At 64.0% G+C, this 23,109-nt stretch carries 25 protein-coding genes; 11 read left to right on the forward strand and 14 right to left on the reverse strand.

The features are described 5' to 3' along the window. Nucleotides 1–651 precede the first annotated feature (651 nt). Nucleotides 652–1,206 carry a hypothetical protein gene (locus AC1PLA_RS02605; RefSeq protein WP_481105526.1) on the reverse strand — a complete coding sequence of 185 codons (555 nt, stop codon included), beginning with the start codon at nt 1,204–1,206 and terminating at the stop codon, nt 652–654. Nucleotides 1,207–2,095: 889 nt separating this feature from the next. Here AC1PLA_RS02605 and hap3 point away from each other — a divergent pair. Together hap3 and xopF1 are read left to right on the forward strand one after the other, a co-directional pair. Continuing rightward, complete coding sequence (gene hap3 / locus AC1PLA_RS02610; RefSeq protein ID WP_481105527.1) at nt 2,096–2,542, forward strand: Hpa3 family type III secretion system protein; 447 nt, start codon at nt 2,096–2,098, stop codon at nt 2,540–2,542. Next, nucleotides 2,539–4,557 carry a type III secretion system effector XopF1 gene (gene xopF1 / locus AC1PLA_RS02615; protein WP_481105528.1) on the forward strand — a complete coding sequence of 673 codons (2,019 nt, stop codon included), beginning with the start codon at nt 2,539–2,541 and terminating at the stop codon, nt 4,555–4,557. The genes hap3 and xopF1 overlap by 4 nt, the downstream gene beginning before the upstream one ends. A 421-nt stretch (nt 4,558–4,978) precedes the next feature. Here the strand turns inward: xopF1 and AC1PLA_RS02620 are convergent, their stop codons facing one another. The 12 genes from AC1PLA_RS02620 to sctU all read right to left on the reverse strand — a co-directional run bounded on the left by AC1PLA_RS02620 (nt 4,979) and on the right by sctU (nt 14,726). Beyond that, the gene (locus AC1PLA_RS02620; RefSeq protein WP_193552764.1) at nt 4,979–6,088 is read right to left on the reverse strand and encodes a pectate lyase; all 1,110 of its coding nucleotides are present in this window, start codon (nt 6,086–6,088) and stop codon (nt 4,979–4,981) included. 170 nt (nt 6,089–6,258) lie between these two features. Further along, a complete protein-coding gene (locus AC1PLA_RS02625; RefSeq protein ID WP_104625906.1) occupies nt 6,259–6,729 on the reverse strand; it encodes a CesT family type III secretion system chaperone in 471 nt (156 codons plus the stop codon). Between the two features lie 68 nt (nt 6,730–6,797). After that, nucleotides 6,798–7,064 (reverse strand): hypothetical protein, encoded by a 267-nt coding sequence (locus tag AC1PLA_RS02630; RefSeq protein WP_102583247.1) that lies wholly within the window; start codon nt 7,062–7,064, stop codon nt 6,798–6,800. A 73-nt stretch (nt 7,065–7,137) separates the two neighbouring features. Continuing rightward, nucleotides 7,138–7,380, reverse strand: coding sequence for an HrpD6 family protein (hrpD6, locus tag AC1PLA_RS02635; protein ID WP_102583248.1), 243 nt, complete (start codon nt 7,378–7,380; stop codon nt 7,138–7,140). A 22-nt stretch (nt 7,381–7,402) separates the two neighbouring features. Next, a complete protein-coding gene (hrpD5, locus tag AC1PLA_RS02640; RefSeq protein WP_481105529.1) occupies nt 7,403–8,338 on the reverse strand; it encodes an HrpD5 family protein in 936 nt (311 codons plus the stop codon). Next, nucleotides 8,335–9,147, reverse strand: coding sequence for a 4-hydroxyphenylacetate catabolism regulator HpaA (locus AC1PLA_RS02645; RefSeq protein WP_481106145.1), 813 nt, complete (start codon nt 9,145–9,147; stop codon nt 8,335–8,337). The genes hrpD5 and AC1PLA_RS02645 overlap by 4 nt, the downstream gene beginning before the upstream one ends. Then, nucleotides 9,144–9,404, reverse strand: a complete 261-nt coding sequence (gene sctS, locus AC1PLA_RS02650) for a type III secretion system export apparatus subunit SctS (RefSeq protein ID WP_016901415.1) — start codon at nt 9,402–9,404, stop codon at nt 9,144–9,146. Before sctS ends, AC1PLA_RS02645 begins: the two co-directional genes overlap by 4 nt. Before the next feature lie 4 nt (nt 9,405–9,408). Then, nucleotides 9,409–10,053 carry a type III secretion system export apparatus subunit SctR gene (sctR, locus tag AC1PLA_RS02655; protein WP_006451038.1) on the reverse strand — a complete coding sequence of 215 codons (645 nt, stop codon included), beginning with the start codon at nt 10,051–10,053 and terminating at the stop codon, nt 9,409–9,411. Continuing rightward, nucleotides 10,040–10,993, reverse strand: a complete 954-nt coding sequence (gene sctQ, locus AC1PLA_RS02660; protein WP_481106146.1) for a type III secretion system cytoplasmic ring protein SctQ — start codon at nt 10,991–10,993, stop codon at nt 10,040–10,042. Before sctQ ends, sctR begins: the two co-directional genes overlap by 14 nt. A 93-nt stretch (nt 10,994–11,086) precedes the next feature. Further along, nucleotides 11,087–11,722: a type III secretion system protein SctP gene (sctP, locus tag AC1PLA_RS02665; RefSeq protein WP_481105530.1), complete on the reverse strand. Its 636-nt coding sequence runs from the start codon at nt 11,720–11,722 to the stop codon at nt 11,087–11,089. Beyond that, nucleotides 11,722–13,644, reverse strand: a complete 1,923-nt coding sequence (locus AC1PLA_RS02670) for an FHIPEP family type III secretion protein (protein WP_481105531.1) — start codon at nt 13,642–13,644, stop codon at nt 11,722–11,724. Before AC1PLA_RS02670 ends, sctP begins: the two co-directional genes overlap by 1 nt. A gap of 8 nt (nt 13,645–13,652) precedes the next feature. Then, nucleotides 13,653–14,726 (reverse strand): type III secretion system export apparatus subunit SctU, encoded by a 1,074-nt coding sequence (gene sctU, locus AC1PLA_RS02675; RefSeq protein WP_481105532.1) that lies wholly within the window; start codon nt 14,724–14,726, stop codon nt 13,653–13,655. A gap of 212 nt (nt 14,727–14,938) precedes the next feature. On the opposite strand from sctU, the gene AC1PLA_RS02680 reads away from it, so the two are divergent. The 9 genes from AC1PLA_RS02680 (at nt 14,939) to sctC (ending at nt 22,572) form a co-directional block, all read left to right on the forward strand. Further along, the gene (locus tag AC1PLA_RS02680) at nt 14,939–15,394 is read left to right on the forward strand and encodes an HrpB1 family type III secretion system apparatus protein (protein WP_481105533.1); all 456 of its coding nucleotides are present in this window, start codon (nt 14,939–14,941) and stop codon (nt 15,392–15,394) included. A 31-nt stretch (nt 15,395–15,425) separates the two neighbouring features. Further along, on the forward strand, nt 15,426–15,818 hold the full coding sequence (locus tag AC1PLA_RS02685) for a type III secretion protein HrpB2 (RefSeq protein ID WP_481105534.1): 393 nt from the start codon (nt 15,426–15,428) through the stop codon (nt 15,816–15,818). 1 nt (nt 15,819) lies between these two features. Continuing rightward, nucleotides 15,820–16,584: a type III secretion system inner membrane ring lipoprotein SctJ gene (gene sctJ, locus AC1PLA_RS02690; RefSeq protein WP_481105535.1), complete on the forward strand. Its 765-nt coding sequence runs from the start codon at nt 15,820–15,822 to the stop codon at nt 16,582–16,584. A gap of 24 nt (nt 16,585–16,608) precedes the next feature. Further along, nucleotides 16,609–17,238 carry a type III secretion protein HrpB4 gene (locus AC1PLA_RS02695; protein WP_481106147.1) on the forward strand — a complete coding sequence of 210 codons (630 nt, stop codon included), beginning with the start codon at nt 16,609–16,611 and terminating at the stop codon, nt 17,236–17,238. Next, nucleotides 17,223–17,924, forward strand: coding sequence for a type III secretion system stator protein SctL (gene sctL / locus AC1PLA_RS02700; protein WP_481105536.1), 702 nt, complete (start codon nt 17,223–17,225; stop codon nt 17,922–17,924). The genes AC1PLA_RS02695 and sctL overlap by 16 nt, the downstream gene beginning before the upstream one ends. Further along, the gene (gene sctN / locus AC1PLA_RS02705) at nt 17,914–19,242 is read left to right on the forward strand and encodes a type III secretion system ATPase SctN (RefSeq protein WP_481105537.1); all 1,329 of its coding nucleotides are present in this window, start codon (nt 17,914–17,916) and stop codon (nt 19,240–19,242) included. The genes sctL and sctN overlap by 11 nt, the downstream gene beginning before the upstream one ends. Continuing rightward, nucleotides 19,235–19,744: a type III secretion protein HrpB7 gene (locus AC1PLA_RS02710; RefSeq protein ID WP_481105538.1), complete on the forward strand. Its 510-nt coding sequence runs from the start codon at nt 19,235–19,237 to the stop codon at nt 19,742–19,744. The genes sctN and AC1PLA_RS02710 overlap by 8 nt, the downstream gene beginning before the upstream one ends. Continuing rightward, on the forward strand, nt 19,741–20,571 hold the full coding sequence (gene sctT, locus AC1PLA_RS02715) for a type III secretion system export apparatus subunit SctT (protein WP_481105539.1): 831 nt from the start codon (nt 19,741–19,743) through the stop codon (nt 20,569–20,571). Before AC1PLA_RS02710 ends, sctT begins: the two co-directional genes overlap by 4 nt. A gap of 174 nt (nt 20,572–20,745) precedes the next feature. Beyond that, a complete protein-coding gene (gene sctC, locus AC1PLA_RS02720) occupies nt 20,746–22,572 on the forward strand; it encodes a type III secretion system outer membrane ring subunit SctC (protein WP_481105540.1) in 1,827 nt (608 codons plus the stop codon). Nucleotides 22,573–22,648: 76 nt separating this feature from the next. On the opposite strand, the gene xopA is transcribed toward sctC, so the two are convergent. Next, nucleotides 22,649–23,044 carry a XopA/Hpa1 family type III secretion system protein gene (gene xopA / locus AC1PLA_RS02725; protein WP_039517013.1) on the reverse strand — a complete coding sequence of 132 codons (396 nt, stop codon included), beginning with the start codon at nt 23,042–23,044 and terminating at the stop codon, nt 22,649–22,651. Nucleotides 23,045–23,109: the final 65 nt, after the last annotated feature.

Below are 23,109 nucleotides of genomic sequence, written 5' to 3' on the forward strand. Positions count from 1 at the left end.
GCTCCAGTCAAGTAGATACGTCGTTTTGTATGAGCAGGCCTGGACACCGCAAGCCACTGCATTAGCAATATCTGGGCTTTGCCTATACGGTGCGTTTCGCGGCCTGGTATGCCCGGCGCCGAACGTAAAGATCAGCACGGCCGCACGCATATTCGCTAACCCAGAATTACACTGGCGATGGTTGGCATCTGTCTGAGCTCGCGCCGACGTGCTTTAGCAGCCCTTGATTTCCGTCGCGAAGTCGCAGCTGTGTCAGCCTCTGAATCGACTGCAATTCATGCTGTAATTTAAGCAAGAGCCTATGTGGCGATGTTGCTATGTCGGCCGTCGTCTAGACGGTCGCGAGGGATATAAGATGTTTGTCCGTTCCAGGAGCTGGTGCAGCCGGCCGTGGTGGAGAAAATAAATTTTAGAACGCAGCGAAATATCAGGAAGCATCAGGCCGGGCTTGTGGCGCGCTTAAGCTGTATTTATAGTTGAACTCATAAATACACCGCCCGTACGGGCGGTGTATGAAAGATGATATTTATCTATCTTCGGCGCAAATAAATTGATTAAAAATTCGGGGTTTCAGCTTTAGAGGCCATCACTGGCTTCTCAAACTATAGGGTTAGAAATGCGGCGGAGATTCCTCGGCCGGCATTCGTGAATTCAACACGCTGCCTTCCCTCCTTGCAGCATGTCATTCACCCATTGCTGGTCTAGGGGGGAGACAAACCCTCGATTGTCGATTTTTATCGACTTCCCCTGTCCTTGCCATTTCGCCATCTTGGCAAGAAATTGATCGGGATAATCGCTGCCCCGACACGCGATATTGGACCAGGGATCACAAATATAAATACTTGGTTCCCATTGTGTCATGTCTGCCGGCAGGCCGCCGAAATCTGCACCGATGACTGCAGCAGAATGGTCAGCTTTGAAGTCAATCGTGCGTGCCAAAAATCCTTCATCTTCCAGATAAAGTTTTGCCAATGATGCGAGCTCCCCACAGTTATGTGCTCTTCCTTCCATTGCGACACTGATGAAGTCGGTATCGCTGTCGTATAGCGCTTGCCCCCTCATTCTTAAAATCTCTCTCTGCGCATTTTCTACGCGATGTGTCTCCACGTCGCCACGTCCACTTCTGGTCTTGTTCGATGATTTGAAGTTTGAACTTCGAAGGTAGAATTCATCCCTCACTCGATGCAGGACTTTGGTTACTGCCATCTGCTCGCGTGAAAGCGGAATCCGCGGCCCACGGAGCGACGAAACCCTAGACGCACCGCGGTTCAAGGCCGCTAGCTCGCCTAAGTGCCCGTCCAACTGATTTGAAGAGGCTATTGCCGTTGCGTTAACCGGCGAGCGGGGAGATGCGCCCTGTGCGTCGGACTGGGCGTAGTTATTCGAAACATAGTCTTGTTTAGAGCAGCAGATACCCACGGATCATAACCTATTTGATTAACGGGGGTGTTTAGTATGACGGGTGCTGGCCCATCTCGGTGGGAGATAGCGAAGAATTCATCTTGTGTGCGAACGCGGGGAGTCTGGGAGGTATCCGAGAAAGCTGCAGTGAACGCGTTCTCTGAACTTATTGGTTAATCATAAATATAGATTGGAATATTTAAGGAGGATCAAATGGTTAGTTGACTATATTAATTAAGGCTAATTATGGTGCTTGGTGCGAAAATTGAACCGGCAAGTAGTCAAGGCGATCGCACGACGCCCTGGATGCCGGAGAAAGAATGCATTGCCTACTCATCAATGAATGTCCGGGTTTGAGCGCTTGCCCGGAATGAATATCTCCCGCGTGTGCGGTAGTTGCGCGTCTGGCGAAACAGTCAAAATGTCGCGCTTGCTCAAAAAACGCTTGCCCGCGGCTGCGGGGAGCATCCGCGTCGTCGCCTTCCCCGCGGTCTTTCAAGCGATTCATCGGCCACTCCCGCACACATAGGTTGCGTATGACACAGGTCTCGATTGCGCGACTTCCACCAGACCAACTTCGTGTGCGGCGCGAGTGATTCGCAGCGTCTTGCCCGGCTTTGCATGGCCAGCCAGACACTGCGCTCTACCGAAATGGTGGATTGGCCACTCATCGCATTTTCCCGGAGAGTTTCAGATGACGTTGGAATCAGGAAATCACCACGCAGCGAACACCGCGTTTTTCTTAAGCATTGGCGCCTGTCTCGGGTTACCTGGCGAGCTCGCGCAACGACTCGGCGGAGGCGAAACCATCCTTGGGCCTGCGGGCATGCTGTGCCGTGTCCACACGCAGATGCAGCAGGGCGAAGTGACGGCGTTTCCGGAAGTGATCCTGCCGTTGGCCGCACGCGAGCTCGGCGGCGATGAGGTGGTGACGCTGCTGGCGCTGCAGGAACAATTGCTGACCGAATACGGCTGGCGGCTCACGCTCTCGGATCTTGGCCTGTTGTGTGTCTGCCCGCTGTTGCTCGAGCGCACGTCCGATGCCGTGGCCACCGCGCTGGAGCGCGGGCAAGTGGTTGCCCGTGTGGTGCTTGACGCGCTGGTGACGCAGGCCGGTAGCGCGGCCGAGGTGGCCTCATGAAACTCACCAGCAACATCGGGACCGCTTCCAGCAGCCGCTCAACAACTTCTGCGCCCGCACACCCAACGCAGGCCGAGGACACCGTGACCCCGGCACAGACGCGCTCGCCGCCCGGGCCGCTCGCAGGCCTGTCTTCGGGGCCGGTGCTGCGCGGTCGTCGCGCACCGTTGTCGCGTCGCGTCACCGCCGGCACGACGCAGGCCGAATCCTCGCATGGCGCATCCCATCGCTCGGAGTCCTCGCAGTCGTCGCATTCTTCCGAGCTGACGGATGCATCGTTTCACACTGCGCAGGCCAGCCCCACGCCCTCGGTTGTCGATGAGCCGCAGTCACCTGCCGCTGCAACGACCCATGCGCAGTGCAGTGCATCGGCAGCGGCTGAGTTGAAGGCGCAGCTACGTGCACGCCTGGTTGACCTGCCATTTGCCGCCCCCTCGGAGGATCAGGAGGCACTGCAGGCCGCATATCTGGAATGGGCGGACGCGCGCGTGCAGGAACGCATCGCGGCGTTCGGGCCGGATGCCGGATACCAGATCGCCGGCGACATGAAGACGGCTGGCGCGAAGGCGGCTTGGCCGATCGCCTACGAATGTCTCAGGGCCTTCATCATCGGCTCGATGCGCACCCCGTTCGGTCTCGCGGCAGGCGCAGCCTACGATGGTGCGCGTGCACCCGGATCGGAAACGCTGAGTACGACGACGCTGTCCGGCGCGGTGGCGGGCCTGATGTCCTATACCAGCGATACGTTGCTGATCCCGGCAATGGACCGGCGCGCGCGCGTTGCCAACCTGCCGCGGTTCCAGGCCATCGACCCCAAGATCCTGGTGCCCGATCCGCCACCGGCCCTGCTGGAGATCACTGCCGAGGGCAAGCGTTTCACACGCCCGGGCGAGGGCGACGCAGCCACGCTTGCGGAGCTCAAGGCGCAGACCTACGACCTTCGCCAGGGCATCACCCAGTGGCAATCGACCCTGGACGACAAGTCCCTGGACACCTTGTTGGTCAAGCCGACGATCAACGCGGGATTCAACGCGGCGCGGCGAACCTCCGACGACCCGGGCACGCGCACGCCGGCCGGCCAGCTGGGCCTGAGCGCGCTCGCCATCGGCGGCGCAGGAGTCGTGCAGAAGGCGATGCTTGAAACCGGCAAGGCGGTGGCGCGTACCGGCCAGATGAGTGTCCCCGACCTGCTTGGCGGACAGCAGCGGCTGAATCTGTTTGCGTTGGCATTGCCGGACAAGACGCGTCGGCCTGCGCAATGGTCCGACGCTGTGCGGTTCCCCCCCAACTATCTGCTGGAGACCGGGAAGGAAGGCCTGGCGTTGGCCAGGCAGGCCTTGAGCACCACCAATGCGGTCACCACTGCGCTACGCGATGTGCTGGGCCGTCACATGCTCAGCAACGTGCTGGCCAACTTCGCCTCGCTCGGGGCCGGCCGCCTGATCGCCGCGCCCTTGCGTGGTGGCAATGCAAACGGCAGCGTTGCAGGCGAAGCCGCCAACTCCACCGCCACGGTCGTGCAACAGGCGGTGCAGACCTTGTTCAACGATACGGTCTGGAATGCGCTCAAGGCCAAGAACGGTGCCAACACCACCCAGGCGACGCGGCTGGATCAGCAGCGTGCCGTCAGCGCAGCCAGTCATCAACGCACCATCGCACGCACGCTTCAGTCATTGGCCGAGCCTATCAACGAGGCGATCGCGATGTTTGCGCCGACACAGGCGCAGATTGCGCGCGCCCTGGAGGAGGGGCAGCCGCTTGCGCCTGCACCGGGGCCGCAGGCGGTCAGATTGCATGATGCGCTGGAGAAACTACGCACGGAGATCGACACGCAGTCCGTCTCGATTGCGACCATCGACACCGTGCGCGATGAGCTGCACGCCGGGCAGGCGGCGATGTTCAGCGGCGTACCGCGCAACAACCTGACCGAGACCCTGGACACCGGGTTGACGACGCTCAGGCATGCATTGCACGAGAGCGAGGCACTTCGCCAGTGGGAAAATGGCCGGCCGTGAGCGGTCGATGCTGCAGTTGATCCAATCGCGCCGCATGCCGCAACGACAGGCGTCACCACGGTGACGCCTGTCGTTTGTTGTCGGTCCTGCTGCGCGCCATGCGCTCACCGGAACTGGCGATGTCGTTGCATCGCCGTGCTTTCCAGGTGGCCAGCACCGTTGGCGTTTGCGGATTCGGCTGGCACGGTCGGCCATAGGGGCCTGCAGTTGTACCCCGTTGCCATTGACCAGACAGGGCGCGCATCGGGATCTCCCACATCCTGCTCGCGTGCGTGAACTGGCGCGCCAGGCATAGGGCGCCAAAAGCCGACGCATAGGGATGCAGTGATTTCGACACCACCCAATGCCGATGCCCGGCAGATGCGGCAACGCCATGCATCTGCCGGGCAGGATCGACGCGTAGCGCCGCTGCAGGCTGCGATCAGCCGCTGTAGGCCTTGTAGCCGATACGTGTCGCCCCGATGGCCTGGGACGCGTCCGGGGCAATCACCTCATTGGGCGCATCGGTCTTCAGGTTTGCCAGCTTCACCGTTGCGCCGGGCGCGTCGGTACGGAACACCGCTTCCTTGACCTGATTGAACTCGCAATTCTCGACCTGAAGATTGGTGTCGATATCGGTATGCCCTCCGTTGGTGCGGAAGACCTTGCTGGCACCCTCGACGGTGTCGCCCGACATCACCACGTCGGCAGCGCCATTGTCCTGCACGACCTTGTCTGCGGCGTTCTTGAACGTGCAATTGATGATCTCGACCTTCGGCCGGCCGCTGACCTCCGGGCTGCAGCCGGCAATCCCCGCATCATGCTCGCGGTTGCCCTGGCCATCGATGGTGACCGCATCCTCGCTGACGTCCTCGTTGACGCAATTGACCATCTTGCCGCTGCCCATGAAATGCACGCCGTCACCGCCGCCGGTCATGTTGACGTTGCAGAGGCTGCCGCCGTCCTCGACCACGAACAGCGGTTGCTGATGCTCGTCCTGGTTGCCTTTGCCCAGGCAGGGGCCGCCGACGTACAGCTGGTTCTTGCCGTCAAACACCTCGCCCTTGTGCACCACGATGGGCTTGTTCTGGACGCCGGGCGGCGCGGTGACGACCTTGCCGGGAGGAAGTGGCGCCTGTGTACCGTTGGGGCCGGGCGTGATCGGCTGACCGTTGCCGGGCGGCGTTGCCGGTTGACCTGGGCTGGTGGGCGATGCGCCGTTGCCGGCTGCTGTTCCGCTGGTGCTTCCGCTGCCTTTGTTGTTGCCGCCACTGCCGCCGCTGCCATCGCCGGTCCCGCTGCCGTGCTGCCCGCCGGCGTTGGTGGAGCCGGGCGGGTTCGAGGGCGGCAGCGAGGGTGTCGGAGTGGGATTGGTCGGTGGCTGACCATCGCTGGATGGCTGATCCTGTGGCTGCAGCATGTCGCTGAGCATGCGTTGCATGCAGTACGCCAGCATGCTCATGATCACCGCGGTGAGGGCCTGCTGCTGCGATAGGGAGAACGAGGACGGCTGTAAGCTCGCAGTGTTGTGTGAGGGAATGGCGAGATTCATGGCGAATGTCCTTGCGAGAGATGAAGGGCGGAAGAAATCCTGCGAGAGGGATAACGGCGCGATAGCGTGGCGGGTGACGCGGCGCAGCGGATGCGCAAGGCACCGACAGCGTGCTGCCGGGTCGTGCCTGTCTCGCGGCAAGCATCAGCCTGCAGGCAAGGTCGAGCACCTCACGCGCGTAGCCACAGATAGTTTCCCGTTGCGATTCCTTCGAACATGTCGTCGTGTGCAATGAAGATGTTGTTGTTCCAGTAACGGCCATGCTCGGCGTAGTGGGCGAGCAGATCGCAGATCCATGCGCCGTCGACGTCGTCGTCCAGCGGCACGCGCACGATCAGGACGATCACGCCGGCATCGTTCAATCCCAGTTGCGCCTGGTCCTGCGCATATACCGACAGGTTTGCTTCCAGCAGCAGCCGGAAGACCGTCAAGGTCCGTCCCGCAGGAGCAAGGCCGTAGGAGATGCGTAGGTAAAGCGCTTCTTCCTGCGCATCCTCCTCGGACTGTGGCTCCGGCATGTGCAGATAGACCTCGAATCCGTCTATCTGGATGGTTCGGTGCTCGAGCAACTCCTGCACATCCGGCAGGCCAAGCACATCGCACAGTTCCGCAGCCAGGGTTTCGAATCGTGCCGAAGCCATTGCCTAACCGCTGTCGGTTGCGCAGACCCGTCTGGGCGGGCCTGCGCAGGTGATGAACCATTTTTGTCTTAACGTGTCGCGTCTTTCATCGTCTCCCCGAATTTTCTGATTACATTGTTCAACGAGGCATTCAAGTTCAATGCGTTCATCTCGCGGCTGACATAGTTATTGCTTTTGATGGTTGTTGAGACTGAGTCGCCTACACCGCCCATGAAAGAGTTTGCTTGGCTGGACTGACCCATGCTGCTTATTTCGCTATCAAACTTGTCCTTGAACGTGTTGCTCAGAAGGTCCTTGGCTGATCCGCCTCTGTTGATGCCTTCAAGAAGTGACATGTTGATCTCCTATTTCTTTTGAGAAGCGCCGTTGGCGCGGGAAACCCTGCTTGCTTCACTAGCAGGGATTGGGTCAGGCAGCCGCCGCGATGTGCGAGACCAGCGCATGGGCGGCATTGAAGCCTTCGTGTAGTGTCGCAAGCCGGGTGCGATCTGCAGCGTCGGTTGCGGCCATCCACTGCACCTGCACCTGCTGTCTTGTGTTATCCAGCGCATCGACAATCCTTGCCAGGCGCTCGCCGCTGGCATCTTCGGATTTGACCTTGATCAAGGCACCCATGTCATGGGCGATGCTTTCAGTGATGGATTCGAACATGACCGATCCTCGTTGGATTAACTCAGTAAGTGGTGGAAGTCAGGTGCTTGGTGCCGTCCGGTGTCTCCACGTAATGCAGTCCTTCCACCAACAGGGCGGCATCGTAGTTCGAAGGCGGTTTTACCGACTGGTCCTGCTGGGTGATGTCCACATGCAGCTTGCGGATCTCCGGGCCCAGATCGCTGCGTAGATCGGCGATCCGCCGAATCGCGCGCTCTGCGTTGTCGCTGCTGCCGGCAATGGAGAAAACGCCCTGGCCGTCGTAACGCACGCTCAGGTCGCGGTCGGCCAAGGTATCGCGCAGGGTTGCCAATACCTCATCCACCACCACCACATCGACGGTGACCGCATGTTGATACCGATGGAGTTGCGCGCGCAGGCGTGCCGCATCCGCGCTGCTTGTCACCAGACCCTCGACCCGCACGCGCGACCCGACCTGCTCCACGCGCGCTTCGCGCAAGCCGAGCTGTTTGAGCACGAATCGCACCTGATTGAGCTGGTTGTCCTGGCTGCGTGGGGGAGCCGCATCGGAGAGAAAGGCCGGGAGCAGGGAGGGCAGCAGTGCTGCGGCTGCCAGCGCTAGCATGGCGCCCACCACTGCGCGCATCGCAGTGCGCCTGGACCTGCGTGGTGGGGGTGTTGCCGGCGCTGCGGCTGGAGACAGCAACCGCTCCAGTAGTGCCACATCGTCCGGCCAAGCGGCAGCGGCCTCGCCGATGCACAGCACCAACGGACCAAACCGCATTGGATGCAGCGCAACAAACGGTGTCGTTGGCAACGTGTCGCTGCGATAACGAACTTGACCATCTGCATCCACCTCGATGATGAGCGGGCAATCAGGCCAGTCTTCGATCCGGATCTCGGCCTGGAGATCGGCGCCCAACGTATAGCTGCCTGGCTGCAAATCTAATCGCGCGCCGGCGTGTATTCCCGTCAGTATGCGAAGTTGCATGGTCATGCACGAATCCCTTGAGCGGCCCCGTCTTGGTGTTCCATCAGTAGCGTGTTCAAACGCGTGACGCCACGCGCACAATCAGCGGGTCTGCGCGGTTTTCCCGCGCTGATCAGCATCAGTGGCAGCAGCAGGTTGTAGCTACGCAGTGCTGGTGTGGGCTCCGGTTGCGCGTGCACCATCTCCACCAGGCGTTTGCGCAAGATGTCCATGCTTTCGGCAAAGCTGCCAGCCTGGCCGGATTGCAGGTGCTCGCGCATCAACATCCAGACCATGGTGGTCAGCGATGCGGCAACCGGGTGGGCAATGCCGATGTCACGCAACTCCACGAACGCAGCGGTGAGGGCCTGCCGTCTGAGCGTCTGGTCGCCGGCGTGCGTTGCCGCATAGCGATCGATGACTGCCTGGACACCTGCACGCACATCCTCGTCCCGGTGGACCGGCGAAGCGCTTGACAATGTCTGTGCCTGCGGATCGCCGGCGTGTGCGCGAGCGCCGGCGCCATGCTGATCGTCCTGGCCTTGCCCCTGTTCCTGCGGCTGAGCGACTGCGATGCTGACCTTGCCGCGTAGCGCCGAGACACGTGCTACCTCGGCGTCTTCCAGCTCGGTGGCGTCGAGCTCGTCGTCCATGCCATCCAGCGACCGCATGCCGCGTCGCCGCCTGCGCGGCGGAGCGGGGCGCAGACGTGGTGCATGATGTGGCGTGTCCGCCAGCGGCTGTGCGCCATCGCCCGGCGCATCGGCGTGGTGCGATGCGCCGGGCGCGCTCGGCAGCGACGGCGGCACGGCACCTGGCGAAATGCGCCGGATCATGGAAAGGCCGCCTGCATCAGCGCCTGGCCGAACTGCATGATCGCCGAGGCGCCCCACGGCGCGGTGATCGCAATGGCCGCCACCACCACCACCAGCTTGAGCGCGAACGAAATCGAGGCATCCTGCAGCGACATCACTGCCTGGATGAAGGCGATCAGCAAGCCAGCCAACGCGGCGACGCCGACCACCGGCAAGGACACCTTGAGGCATAGCAACAAGGCTTCGGAGGTGAATCGCACCAGATCGTCATGGTCCATGGCGTCACCGATAACTCAAGACCAGGCCGTGGATCAGCATGGACCAGCCATCCAGCGCCACGAACAACAGCAGCTTGAACGGAATGGCCACGTTGGTCGGCGTCACCTGCGACAGACCCATTGCCATCAACGCATTAGCCACCACCAGATCGATCACGATGAAGACCAGATACAGCAGGAATCCGATGCGGAACGCCTCGGTCAGCTCGCTCAGCGTGAATGCCGGTGCCAGCACGAGGAGGTCGTCCGGCTTGAGCGTATCGGCCTTGTCCTTGGGCCAGATCTGCTGCGCCGAACGAATGAAGAAGGCTTTCTCGCGCTCGCGCGTGTGCTTGAGCAGGAACTGCCGAAACGGTTCGCGGCAGGCGTCGAGCAGCACCACCACGCGGCTGTTGTCGGCACCGGGGCTGTAGTTCTGCGCGGCCTTGAATGCCTCCATGCCCACCGGCGCCATCACGAAGCACGACACCAGCAACGCGACGCCATTGAGGACCATGTTGGGCGGCACCTGCTGTACACCGATGGCATTGCGTAGCAAGCCGAGCACCACCACGATCTTGGTGTAGGAGGTCACCACCATCGCTGCGAAGGGCAGCAAGCCCAGCATGATGACCACCAGCAGCAGCGAGCCGACATCAGGCATCTGCATGCGCGGTCTCCGACATGCTGAGGATCTGCACGCCGAGATGTTCGCCCACCGCCAGCAGCCGGCCGATGCCGATGGTCTGGCCGTAGACCACCAGACGGATGTCGGCCTGATCCACCGGCACCGACAGTTCGAGTATCTGGCCGGGCTGCAGGCCCGACAGCACCGACACAGACAGTGCAAGTTGATCCACTTCCAGGTGGACAGGCAGTTCCAGTGCCGCCACATCGGTGGTGGACGATGTGGCATCGAGCTCGGGCATATCGTGCTGCATGGCGGGAGCGGTCTCCAGAATCATCTGTTGCAGGTTCAGGGCCACCGGAGCGCGCAACACCGCGCCTCCAGGGATGCCCCAGAGCAGCTCGCCGTTGCGCACGGGAGCCGGGGCGAGCGCGTGCAGCAGCACATCACCCGGGCGCAGCGCTTGCAGCAGCCTCGCCGTTGCCGTGCGCTGGCCGATGAGCAGGCGCGTACTCAGCCGCAGTGCCCCCAGCCAGGCCGGCAGTGGCGATGGCATCGCCAGCGCAGCGACAGCCGTTTGCAGCGCGGCAAGCAGCAGTGGGCTGGCGGTCTCTGCGATTGCGTCGATGCCGCCCAGCGTGATGCCGATATCGAGGCGATCGACTGCATCCGCACAGCGCTCGAAGGCGACCACCTCGGCAGCGCCTAGTCCCAGTGGTTCCAGGGCGCGCAGATCATCGCTCAACAGCACACCGGCGATCGCTGCACGCAGGGCGTCGTCGGCTTCGTTCAACAGCGGCGCCAGGCCGTCGCGTGCGGCGATCCGCAACTCCAGGCTGCCGCTATCGACCTGCAGCTGCAGACGCGCCGCTTCCGCAGCCCGGATGCCACGACGTTGCGCGGTGAGGCCACACCGCTGCACGGCACGCGCATCGCAGAGCACCCTGCCCAGCTGCGCGCGTGCGGCTGGCACGTGGGTCAGCGCTTGCGACAGGTCGCGTGTCGGTGACGTCGGGCTCGGCACGGTTGACAAAGCGGGGTCCCTGGTTATGGCTGTCCTGCTGCGTGTGCGGCGCTAGACGACCTCGATGCTGATCTGAAGCGCGCCGCTGAGCGCGGCCTTCAATGCGGTATCCAAGCGCTTTCTTCCATTGCAAAGTACCTCGCGCGTCTCGGGCGAGCCGCTGTCGAAGCGAAGCGATAGCTGGTCTGGCGAAAGCCGCAACAACAGCGTGGTCTGCGGCAGGATGTCGTGGTTGATCTCCAGCCATGCCTCCCAGATTCCTGCGCCGCGCACCGGCGTGGCATTGCAGAACTCGGCCACTCGTAGCGCGATATGGTGGATGGCTATCTGCGCGCGTTGGGTGCGGATCCACTCGGCGGCGATCTGCCGACCCAACGCGTCGCTGTTCTCGCCTCGGGCGATCTGTCCACGATGACTGTCATCCAGACAGGCTGGCGCGCTTTGCAGCCGCGCAGCGTCGTGACCGTCGCGGGCAGCATCCGCCGCTTCGGGCAGCGGCGCAGTGTCGTCGCCATCCTCAGGCAACACCATGTCCGGCAATCCGGGCGGCACGCTGCCCAGGCGCCGGCGCAGTTGCATGAAGCTGACACGCTGCGTCGCACGCCCCGGTGTGGGCGCTGCGGGCGGCTGCAGCGGTTTACCGGTGACAGGCAGGATGCGCACGTGGCGAACCGGTGGCTTACGCATCAAGCCACCACTCTGCCGATCGGCTGCAGCTGCACCTCTGCGCCCAGTTCCTGGAACGAATACACCTCCAGCCAGTTCAGGCGCGCCTCGATCATGCGGCGGACATAACGCCGCACGTCCATCGATGCGACCACTGCCAGTGGATGCCGCGCCTGATCTTCGACGATGCGTTCCACCTGCTCGACCAGCTGGTTGGCCTGCTCCGGTGGCAGCGCCAGGAAATTGCCTGCCGGCGTGGCGCGAATCGACTGCCGGATCAACTGTTCCACCGCGTGGTCGAGCATCACCGCAGGCAGCTGCCCGGTGCCTGCGGTGGCCGTGTGCGCCAGATAGCGGCCGAGATCGCAGCGCACATACTCGGTCAGCATCAGCAGGTCCTTTTCCTTCGGTCCCCACACCACCAGGCTCTCCAGGATGCTCTTGATGTTGCGCACCGGGATGCGTTCTTCCAGCAGCCGGCGCAGGATATCGGCAATGCGCTGGGCGGGCATGGCCTTGTTGACCTCTGCGACCAGCCCGGGATAGTCCGCGCCCACCTGTTCCAGCATCCACTGCGTCTCCTGGATGCCGACGAACAGATGCGCGCGTGCATGCAGCGGCGCGATGGCTTGCTGGGCCAGCGCTTTCGGCATGTCAGCCGTATCGCTCAATGCGCTGCGGGTTTCCGGGACGTCGTGAATCAGCACCTCGTACTGCAGGTCCTGCAGGGAGTCGCTCTGCCAGATCGCGATCCCCGGAAACGGCAGGCCCAGCAGTTCCACCAGTTGCCGGCGCTCGCTCTCGATCGCCTGGTCCAGCAGTGCCGGGTCCAGCTGCGCAGCCAGTTGCGGCGACAGGCGCATCGACAGGGGCGAGGCGAAATCCGGCGCGCTCTTGCGGATGTGCGGCGCATCGCCCTTGGCGCCCTTGCGGCTGGTCGATGGCAGCGTGGGCTGATCGCTGCCGCTGACATCACGCTGCTTGCGCCAGATCGTATAACCGCCTGTGCCCACGGCCGCTGCCAGCAGCAGGAACAGCAGCGCAGGAAATCCCGGAACGAACGCAAAGCAGGCGAGCAGCACGCTCGCCGCCAGCAGGGCGCGCGCATTGCCGGTGAGCTGGCGGCCGATCTCGAGCCCGAGCGAGCTGATCCTGGCCTCGTTCTCGTTGGCGACACGGGTGATCATCACGCCGGCCGCCACCGAGATCAGCAGCGAGGCGATCTGCGAGACCATCGCATCGCCCACCGACAGGATCGCAAAGCGGTTGGCCGCCTCGCCTGCGCTCATGCCGTGGTAGGTCACGCCCACCACGATGCCGGCCAGGATGTTGACCATGGTGATCACCAAGCCGGCGATGGCGTCGCCCTTGACGAATTTCATGGCGCCATCCATGCCGCCGTGCAGTTGACTCTCGATGGCCAGCCGCGCGCGTTTGCGGCGTGCTTCGTCCGCGCTCAGGTTGCCGCCGCGCAGGTCGGCGTCGATGCTCATCTGCTTGCCGGGCATCGCATCCAGGGTGAAGCGCGCACCGACTTCCGCCACGCGCTCGGAGCCCTTGGCGATCACGATGAACTGCACCGTGGTGATGATCAGGAACACCACCAGGCCCACCACCAGGTTGCCGCCGACCACCAGCTCGCCGAAGCTCTCGATGATGTGGCCAGCCTCGGCATGCAGCAGGATCGATTTTGTCGATGCGATGTTCAACGACAGCCGCAGCAGCGTGGTAAACAGCAGCAACGAGGGAAACGACGACAGCGAGATCGAGTCCGGCACATACATCGTGACCATCAGCAACACCACGCTCAAGGTGATGTTGATGCCCAGCAACGTATCGATGAGCGGGGTGGGCAGCGGCAGGATCATCAAGCCGATGACCGCCACCACCAAGGCGGCGATCGCCACTTCACCGGTGTATGAGAAATACCGTGTCAGGCGCATGCCATCTCCTAGCAGGGCAGCGGACCGCTGCCGTCATCGTTGTCGCGGCCCAGCGCATCGACCCAGCGCAGCACCACCGCCACCGTTTCGAACAGGGATTCGGGAACCGCCTCGCCCAGTTCGACCTCATGCAGCGCACGCGCCAACGGCGGGTTCGCCACGATCGGAATGCCCTGGTTGTGCGCATAGGCACGCAGTTCCAGCGCACCGTCGTCCACGCCCTTGGCTACCACTTGCGGCAAACCGAAACCGTCCGGCTCGTAGGCGAGCGCGACGGCGTAATGGGTCGGGTTGACCACCATCACCTTGGCCTTGGCAACGCGCTCGCGCGGGTCGCCGAAGACCAGTTCCTTGGCGAATTCCTTGCGTTTTCCCTTTACTTCCGGGTCGCCTTCGCTCTCCTTGTGTTCGCGCTTCTGCTCGTCCTTGCTCATGCGCTTGTCGCGAATGAACAGCCAATGCTGCACGCTCCAATCCGCCGCGCCGACCAGCACGAACACCAGCGCCGCCAGGGCGCACAGGACCCCCAATGCGCGCCAGCCGATCTGTGCGATGTCGGCCGTTGGTTGGTAGGCGAGCCCGATGATGGTCGGCATGAGTGCACGAAGGCCATACCACAGCACCACGCCGATCACTGCGGCCTTGATGCCCAGCTTCAGCAGGTTGATGAGACTGCGTAACGAAAAGAGTTTTTTGACGCCGTTCACGGGGTTGAGCGAATCGAACTTGGGCGTGACCGGTTTGAGCGAGGCATTGAGCCCGGTCTGCACAAAGGTGCCGATCAATCCCGCGGCCAGGCAGGCCGCCACGAAGGGCAGCGTCAGCAACACGCCCTGGATGCCGATGCGACCGAGTGCACGGTGCAAGGCGGTGGCATCGCGCGTATTGGCGGTGAAATCGAAACCGATCGACATCAATGCACGCAGGTGTTCGACAAAATAGCTGCCTGCCAGTTTCAGCACCAACAGCGCGGCCAGCAGCACCGCAGCGGCAGTGACATCCGGGCTGATCGGGACTTCCCCATCCCTGCGCGCATCCTGCAGTTTCTTTTCGGTCGGCTTCTCGGTCTTCTCATCCGACATGGCGATCTCCGGCCGCTGTTGCTGCACGCCGATTCTGGTCGAGCCATCGTCAGGCGATCCGATTCCAGGGCGAACGTGTGCATGGGTGGACGAAGCACGATGTGTTTGTTCGCGATGGTATTCCGATGTTCGCTTCTGAAAAGTCTTGGTTGGCGCCGACGCGTACGTTACGCACGCATGCTGTCCACAGCCATTGAATGACGAGGTGCGGTATGGAAAAGATTGAATGTTCCGGTTCGGTCGTGAGTGGGCTGATCAACCTCATCACGGTCGGGCTGACCCACGAAAAACTCGAAGAGGCCGCGGCGGTACTGGCCGCCGTGCGGGTGCTGCGGCCGGAGTTGAAGGCGCTGGATACCTTCGATGCCTGGATTGCGATCAAGCGCGGAGGTTATCTGGAGGGCGCGCGCCTGCTGCGTGAGCTGGAGGCCGATGCGGGCTCCAAGCCGTTGTGCAAGGCCTTGTACGCGTGTTGCCTGTTTGCGGTGGGCGACCCGTCGTGGCATGGCATTGCAGAGGGTCTGATCGAAGAGAACGCCGATGCCGACGCCGTTGGCCTGGTCAAGGCGCTGTCAGGACGCTACACCCCGGCACCCGCGCCGCTGGAAGCGGCGGCCGAATCCGCCGCGCCGATGGAAGTTCCCAACGCCCAGTATCTGCGCGCCTGACCCCGACAAAACCCAGCCTGCGGAACATGTCATGACGCTCATTCCTCCTGTCGCAACGATCACTGCCAGTACCGGCCTGACCACGCCAGCGGCGTCGCCGACGGCGGCGCCGAACCAGGCGCTTGTCAGTCGTTTCCAGGCGCTGATGCAGTCCTCCAGCCCGCTGCCGCCTGCCATGCAGCGTGTCGGCGAGCCGAGCATGATGAGCCGCATGGTCGACGTGCAGAACGATGGCGTGCGCAGCATGACCGAGCATATCGATGTCTTCAGCACGCAGGCGCCGACCATGGGGCTGAATGACCTGGTTGCGCAACAGATGAAGTTGATGAATGAGGTGACGATGGTCGGCTTCAACCTCAATGTCAGCGTTGGGGTAGCGGAGTCGGGCAAGAACGCCGTGCAGACACTGTTCAAGAACCAATAGCATGCGAACGCTTAGATATCTGCTGGTGTTGCTGCTCGCACTGCTGCTGTCTGGCTGCGACCAGCAGCTCTATTCCGGGCTGACCGAGAACGACGCCAACGACATGCTGGCCGTGCTGCTGACGGCCGGTGTGGATGCGGAAAAGCTCACGCCCGATGACGGCAAGACCTGGGCGGTCAACGCGCCGCACGATCAGGTGTCGTACGCGTTGCAGGTGCTGCGCGCGCATGGCATGCCGCACGAGCGGCACGCCAATCTTGGCGAGATGTTCAAGAAGGACGGCCTGATCTCCACACCCACCGAAGAACGCGTGCGCTTCATCTACGGCGTGTCGCAGCAGCTGTCGCAGACCTTGTCGAATATCGATGGCGTGATCGCGGCCGATGTGGAGATCGTGCTTCCCAACAACGACCCGCTGTCCACCTCGGTCAAGCCCTCCAGCGCCGCGGTGTTCATCAAGTTTCGCGTCGGTAGCGATCTGACCAGCCTGGTGCCCAGCATCAAGACGCTGGTGATGCACAGCGTGGAAGGGCTGACCTACGAGAACGTCAGCGTCACGCTGGTGCCTGGTGGCGCGGAAAGCGATGCGCAGTTTTCCGCATCGCCACCGCCACGTGCCTGGGCGTGGCCATGGCTGGCCGGATGCGCGCTGGCGCTGTGCGTGGCGCTCGCTGCGGTAGCGCTGTACTGGTGGCCGAACGCCAATGCGCGGCGCTGGGGCGGCTGGCAGCGCCTGCGCGAGTTGTCCAGAAAACATGCTGGGTGAGGCCAGCGGATGGATAAGTCAGGCATCGACCAGGCACGCATCGACAACGCGGCACTGTGGCTTCAACGCGGGACGGCGGCGCTGTCCGCGCTGGCGCAATCGCTGGATGCAGACCGGGTGGCCCACTGGCTGGGGACGGTCGCTGCGTCGGGTTGGGAAGGTGCGCCTGCGCAGCGTCGTGTGCGCGTGGTCCAGGCCTGGACGGGGTGGTCGAGCATGCCGCCCTGTGCGCTGGATCCGCTGGCCAGCCGGCTGGGCGTGCTGGCGCCCGAACTGCTCGCCAAAGTGTTGATGAGCCGCGCGTTGTTCTCGCGTGCATTGGCGCTGCGCCGCTGCATCGAGCGCGAGCGCCTGAGCTGGTTCGAGCAGCGGGTGGGGCAGGCAGTGCTCGACCATGTGCGCCATCGCGCGGTCACCGGCATGACAGCGCCGCTGTTGCCGCGCGATGCCGACCCGGCGGCATGGGTCGGCGATGGCTGGCGTCGCCTGGCGGCCGATGGCGCCTGGCCCGACCCCTGCGTCGCCAAGGTGATCGCGCTGTCCTTGCCGTTGGGCGCTGCCCGTGTGGCGCCTGTCGCTGCAGATGGCGCCAGCGATGCCTTCCTGCAGGCGCTTCCCACCTTGCTGCCGGAGTTGCCATGCGTCTGTGGCTGAGGTCCACGCAGGAGGCGGTGGGCCTGGACGGCGACCTCATTCCCCGCGAGGCGTTGGCCTGTGTGCTGGAACTGGATGCCGCGGCTGTACAGGTGCACGCGCGGTGCGCGCAGACGCTGGCAGACGCCCAGGCGCGTGCGCAGGCGCTGATCGACGATGCGCAGCAGCAGGCCGCGGCGATCCTCAACGATGCCCGGGACAAGGCCGAGCGCAGCGCACGGTTGGGCTATGCCGCCGGGCTGCGCCGCCAGCTCGACGCATGGAACGAGCGCGGCGTACGCCATGCCTTCGCGGCCGAGGATGCCGCGCAGCGCGCCCGCGAGCGTCTGGCCAGGATCGTCGCGCATGCCTGCGCCCAGGTCCTGCATGGGCACGATCCCGCTGCGCTGTACGCGCGCGCCGCACAGGCGCTGGAGGGTGCGTTGGACGAGGCCAAGGGCCTGCGGGTAAGCGTGCATCCGGATGCGCTGGACGACGCGCGGCGCGCCTTCGATGCGGCCGCGGCGGCCGCCGGCTGGGCCATGCCGGTGGAACTGTGCGGCGACGCGCAGCTGGCGCTGGGCGCCTGCGTATGCGAATGGGATACCGGCGTGTTCGAGGCCGATCTGCGCGATCAGCTGCGCAGCCTGCAGCGGGTCATCCGCCGCGTGCTGGCCGCGCCGCAGGCGGTGCAAGATGACGGTTGAGATGCCGCTGCTGGAGGCAACGCTCGAGCGCGAACTGGCTGCGCTGGCCTTCGGTCGCCGCTACGGCAAGGTGGTCGAAGTGATCGGCACCATGCTCAAGGTCGCCGGGGTGCAGGTCAGCCTGGGTGAGGTGTGCGAGTTGCGCCAGCGCGATGGCAGGCTGTTGCAGCGCGCCGAGGTGGTGGGCTTCAGCCGCAATCTCGCCCTGCTGGCGCCGTTCGGCGAATTGCTGGGCTTATCGCGCGAGACGCGTGTGATCGGCTCGGGGCGCCCCTTGGCGGTGCCGGTGGGGTCGGCGCTGCTGGGACGCGTGCTCGATGGCCTGGGCGAGCCGGCCGACGGCCAGGGGCCGGTCGCCGGCGACGGCTGGGTGCAGATCCAGGCGCAGGCGCCGGACCCGATGCGCCGGCGCCTGATCGAACAACCGATGCCGACCGGCGTGCGCATCGTCGATGGCCTGATGACGCTGGGCGAAGGCCAGCGCATGGGCATCTTCGCCGCCGCCGGCGTCGGCAAGAGCACCTTGATGGGCATGTTCGCGCGCGGCACGCAGTGCGACGTCAACGTGATCGTGCTGATCGGCGAGCGCGGACGCGAAGTGCGTGAGTTCATCGAGATGATTCTTGGCCAGGATGGCCTGGCGCGCAGCGTGGTGGTGTGCGCCACCTCCGACCGCTCCTCCATCGAGCGCGCCAAGGCGGCCTATGTCGGCACCGCCATCGCCGAATATTTTCGCGATCAGGGCCTGCGCGTGCTGCTGATGATGGACTCGCTGACCCGCTTTGCCCGCGCGCAACGCGAGATCGGTCTGGCCGCCGGCGAGCCGCCCACCCGGCGCGGCTTCCCGCCGTCGGTGTTCGCCGAGCTGCCGCGCCTGCTCGAACGTGCCGGCATGGGCGAGACCGGCTCGATCACCGCCTTCTACACCGTGCTGGCCGAGGACGACACCGGTAGCGATCCAATCGCCGAGGAAGTGCGCGGCATCCTCGATGGGCATCTGATTCTGTCGCGCGAGATCGCCGCCAGGAACCAGTACCCGGCCATCGATGTGCTGGGAAGCCTGAGCCGGGTGATGAGCCAGATCGTGTCTGCCGAGCAACGCCGGTATGCCGGCCAGCTGCGGCGTCTGCTGGCCAAGTACAACGAGGTGGAGACCTTGCTGCAGGTCGGCGAATACCGCCAGGGCAGCGATGCGGTCGCCGACGAGGCAATCGCCAGGATCGACGCGATTCGCGACTTCCTCAGCCAGCCCACCGATCAGCTCAGCGACTACGACACCACCCTGGAGCAGCTTGCCGGCGTGATCGACGATGCGTGAGCGTGCCAGCACCTGGGCGACGTTGCAGCAGCTGAAGACGCGCCGTCACGCGCGGATGCAGGACCGTCTGGGCGACTGCAGGCGTGCGCTGGCGCAGTGCGAGCGCGAGCGCGTCAGTTGCAGTCAGGAGGCCAGCGCCTGCACCGCGCGTCTTGCCGCGTTCGATGCCACGCTGGCCGAAAAGGCCGGCGCGGGTGAGCCGATCGACATCGCGGCGATCCTGCAGCACCAGCGCTTCCGCGCCGTGCTGGAAGAGCGCTGCCGCGCCGCAGAGCAGGCGCTGGTCGCAGCGACGCAGGCGGTGCAGGGCGCACGCGACGAGGCCGCAGCAGTGCAACAGGCACTGAGCAGGCTGCAGGCGCAGGCGGATGTGTATGCGCAGAAAGCCGCCCGCGCGCAGCGTGCCTGGCAGGCACAACGCGATGCGGCCGAAGAGGAAGACGCGATCGAGGCCCTGGTCGGACTGCGCCTGCATCGTGCCGCGCGCGGAGTGCGGCAATGAGCGACACCGCCACCGCGCTGCTGGCGCTGTCGTCCCAGGGCGTGTCGCTGCTGACCCTGCTGGCGTTGTGCGGGGTGCGCGTGTTCGTGATGTTCTTCGTGCTGCCGGCCATGGCGCAGGACAGTCTTCCGGGGATGGCGCGCAACGGCGTGATCTATGTGCTCAGTTCCTTCATCGCCTACGGACAGCCTGCCGATGCGCTGGCCAGGATCGAAGCAACCGGCCTGGTCGGGCTGGTGTTCAAGGAAGCCTTCGTTGGCCTGCTGATCGGGTTTGCCGCATCCACGGTGTTCTGGGTTGCCGAGAGCGTGGGCCTGCTGATCGACGATGTGTCCGGCTACAACAACGTGCAGATGACCAACCCGCTGAGCGGTGAGCAGAGCACGCCGGTCTCCACGGTGTTGATGCAGCTGGCGATCGTGTCCTTCTACGCGCTGGGCGGCATGCTGATGCTGCTCGGTACGCTGTTCGAATCGTTTCGTTGGTGGCCGCTGAGCCAGCTCACGCCGGACATGGGGGCGGTCGCCGAATCCTTCGTCATCCAGCAGACCGACGGCATGATGGCCGCAATCGTCAAGCTGGCCGCACCGCTGATGTTGGTGCTGGTGCTGGTGGATCTGGCCATCGGCTTTGTGGCCCGCGCTGCTGACAAGCTGGAGCCTTCCAATCTGAGCCAGCCGATCCGTGGGGTCCTGGCGCTGCTGCTGCTCGCATTGCTGACCAGCGTGTTTATTGCGCAATCCGGTGACGCACTTAGCTTCATCCACTTCCAGCAGCAGTTGCACGATGCCGCCAACATCGGCGGCAAAGGAGGCGCAGCGAATTGATCATTGTTGAGACATCGCCTGCGATGCGCTGCCTACACTGACCGCACCAGCCCCGGATTTGCTGTTTGACGCCGTGTCTGCAGCCGCCTGCAACCGGTACGCAATCCCGGACGACGCCTGCCTGCCAGGTGCCGCCCCATCGACTTCTTTCACTTGCCTCGCAGAGGGAACGCCATGGCATACGCCTGTCCTCCAGTTCACCGCCATCGACGCGCGCCATTGGCCGCCGCGTTGCTATTGAGCCTGCTGCCGTTGCTGCCGTCGCATGCCACTGCCGCGCAGGTGCCATGGCATTCGCGCAGCTTCAAATACGTCGCCGACCACAAGGATCTCAAGGAGGTGCTGCGCGACCTGTCCGCCAGCCAATCCATCACCACCTGGATTTCGCCGGAGGTGACCGGCACGCTCAGTGGCAAGTTCGAGGCCAGCCCGCAGAAATTCCTCGACGATCTGTCTGCGACGTTCGGCTTCGTCTGGTATTACGACGGTGCCGTGCTCAGGATCTGGGGCGCCAACGAAACCAAGAATGCAACCTTGAATCTGGGCGCTGCATCGACCAGTGCGCTGCGCGATGCGCTTGCACGCATGCGGCTGGACGATCCGCGCTTTCCGGTCCGTTACGATGAGGCGGCGCACGTGGCGGTGGTGTCCGGCCCGCCGGGTTATGTGGATACCGTCGCTGCGATTGCCAGGCAGGTCGAGCAGGGCGCGCGCCAACGCGATGCCACCGAGGTGCAGGTGTTTCAGCTGCATTACGCGCAGGCCGCCGATCACAGCACCCGCATCGGTGGGCAGGACGTCCAGGTGCCGGGCATGGCCAGTCTGTTGCGCAGCATGTACGGCGTGCATGGCGCGCCCACGGCGGCGCTGCCCGGGCCGGGTGCCAATTTCGGGCGGGTGCAACCGATCGGCGGCGGCTCATCCAATACCTTCGGCAACAACGGTCAGGCCCAGAATGGCGGCGGCAGCAACGGTGGCAACGGCATTCTCGGCCTGCCTGCATCGTGGTTCGGCGGTGGCTCGCCGTCGGATCGGGTGCCGGTCAGCCCGCCGTTGCCGGGTACGGGCGCCAATGCGCCAGCCAGTGTGTGGCCGGAGATGAGCCAGGCGCGCCGCGATGCGCCACTGGCGGTGGATGCGGGCAGCGGCGGCGAGCCGGCATCGGACGCGCCGGTGATCGAAGCCGACCCGCGCACCAATGCCATCCTCATCCGCGACCGCCCGGAGCGCATGGCCGCCTATGGCAGCTTGATCCAGCAGCTCGACAACCGCCCCAAGCTGCTGCAGATCGATGCCACCATCATCGAGATCCGCGACGGCGCCATGCAGGATCTGGGCGTGGACTGGCGCTTCCACAGCCGGCGTGTGGATGTGCAGACTGGCGACGGCCGTGGCGGCCAGCTTGGCTACGACGGCAGCTTGAGCGGTGCGGCGGCGGCAGGGGCAAACGCTCCGTTGGGCGGCACCTTGACGGCGGTTCTGGGCGACGCCGGGCGTTACCTGATGACGCGTGTGTCGGCGCTCGAGCAGACCAACAAGGCCAAGATCGTGTCCACCCCGCAGGTGGCGACGCTGGACAACGTGGAGGCGGTGATGGACCACAAGCAGCAGGCCTTCGTGCGTGTCAGCGGTTATGCATCCGCGGACCTCTACAACCTGTCCGCCGGTGTGTCGCTACGCGTATTGCCGAGTGTGGTGCCGGGCTCGCCCGACGGGCAGATGCGCCTGGATGTGCGTATCGAAGACGGGCAGTTGGGCGCCAATACCGTCGATGGCATTCCCGTCATCACTTCCAGCGAGATCACCACCCAGGCATTCGTCAACGAAGGCCAGAGCCTGCTGATCGCCGGCTATGCCCAGGATACCGATCAGACCGATCTGAACAAGGTGCCCGGGCTGTCCAGGATTCCACTGGTGGGTAACCTGTTCAAGCATCGCCAGCAGGGTGGGTCGCGGCTGCAGCGCTTGTTCCTGCTGACCCCGCATATCGTCTCGCCCTAAGCAGGGCATCGCGGCAGTCGATGGTGCTGCAACGTGCAGGCTGCCGCATGGCCCGGCAGCCTGCACGCAGTGCCGATCAGGCCTGGCCGGTGATGCTCGACAGGTTGGCGTTGAAACCGCCACCCAGGCTGTTGCCGCCCAGGCTGCTGTTGACCGAACCGCCACCGCCCACGCCGGCGCCGCCCTGGTTCTGCATCAGCTGCATCACGATCTGCATCAACATCTGGGTCAACGGACTCAGGCCGTCCTGCTGACCGTTCTGCGGCTGGTCGTTGCCGCATTCCTGATTGGCATCGCTGCCCTGGCTCTGCTGAAGCATCATCATGATGAACATGGCGAGCAACTGATCCAGCTGTTGCTCGGAGCCAGCCGAAGACGAGCGCTGACCGGAGTCCTGAGTTTGCTGGGGCCCGATGCCCATCGTCTGCACGTTGCTGCTGAAGTTGGAAAAGTTTCCGATAGATGAGTCCATGGTGATTCCCGTCTCATGTGGTTGACTGGGTACATCGCGGTTGCCGGAAAGCTGTCACGGCAAGG

Source organism: Xanthomonas sp. NCPPB 1826, from assembly GCF_056725285.1.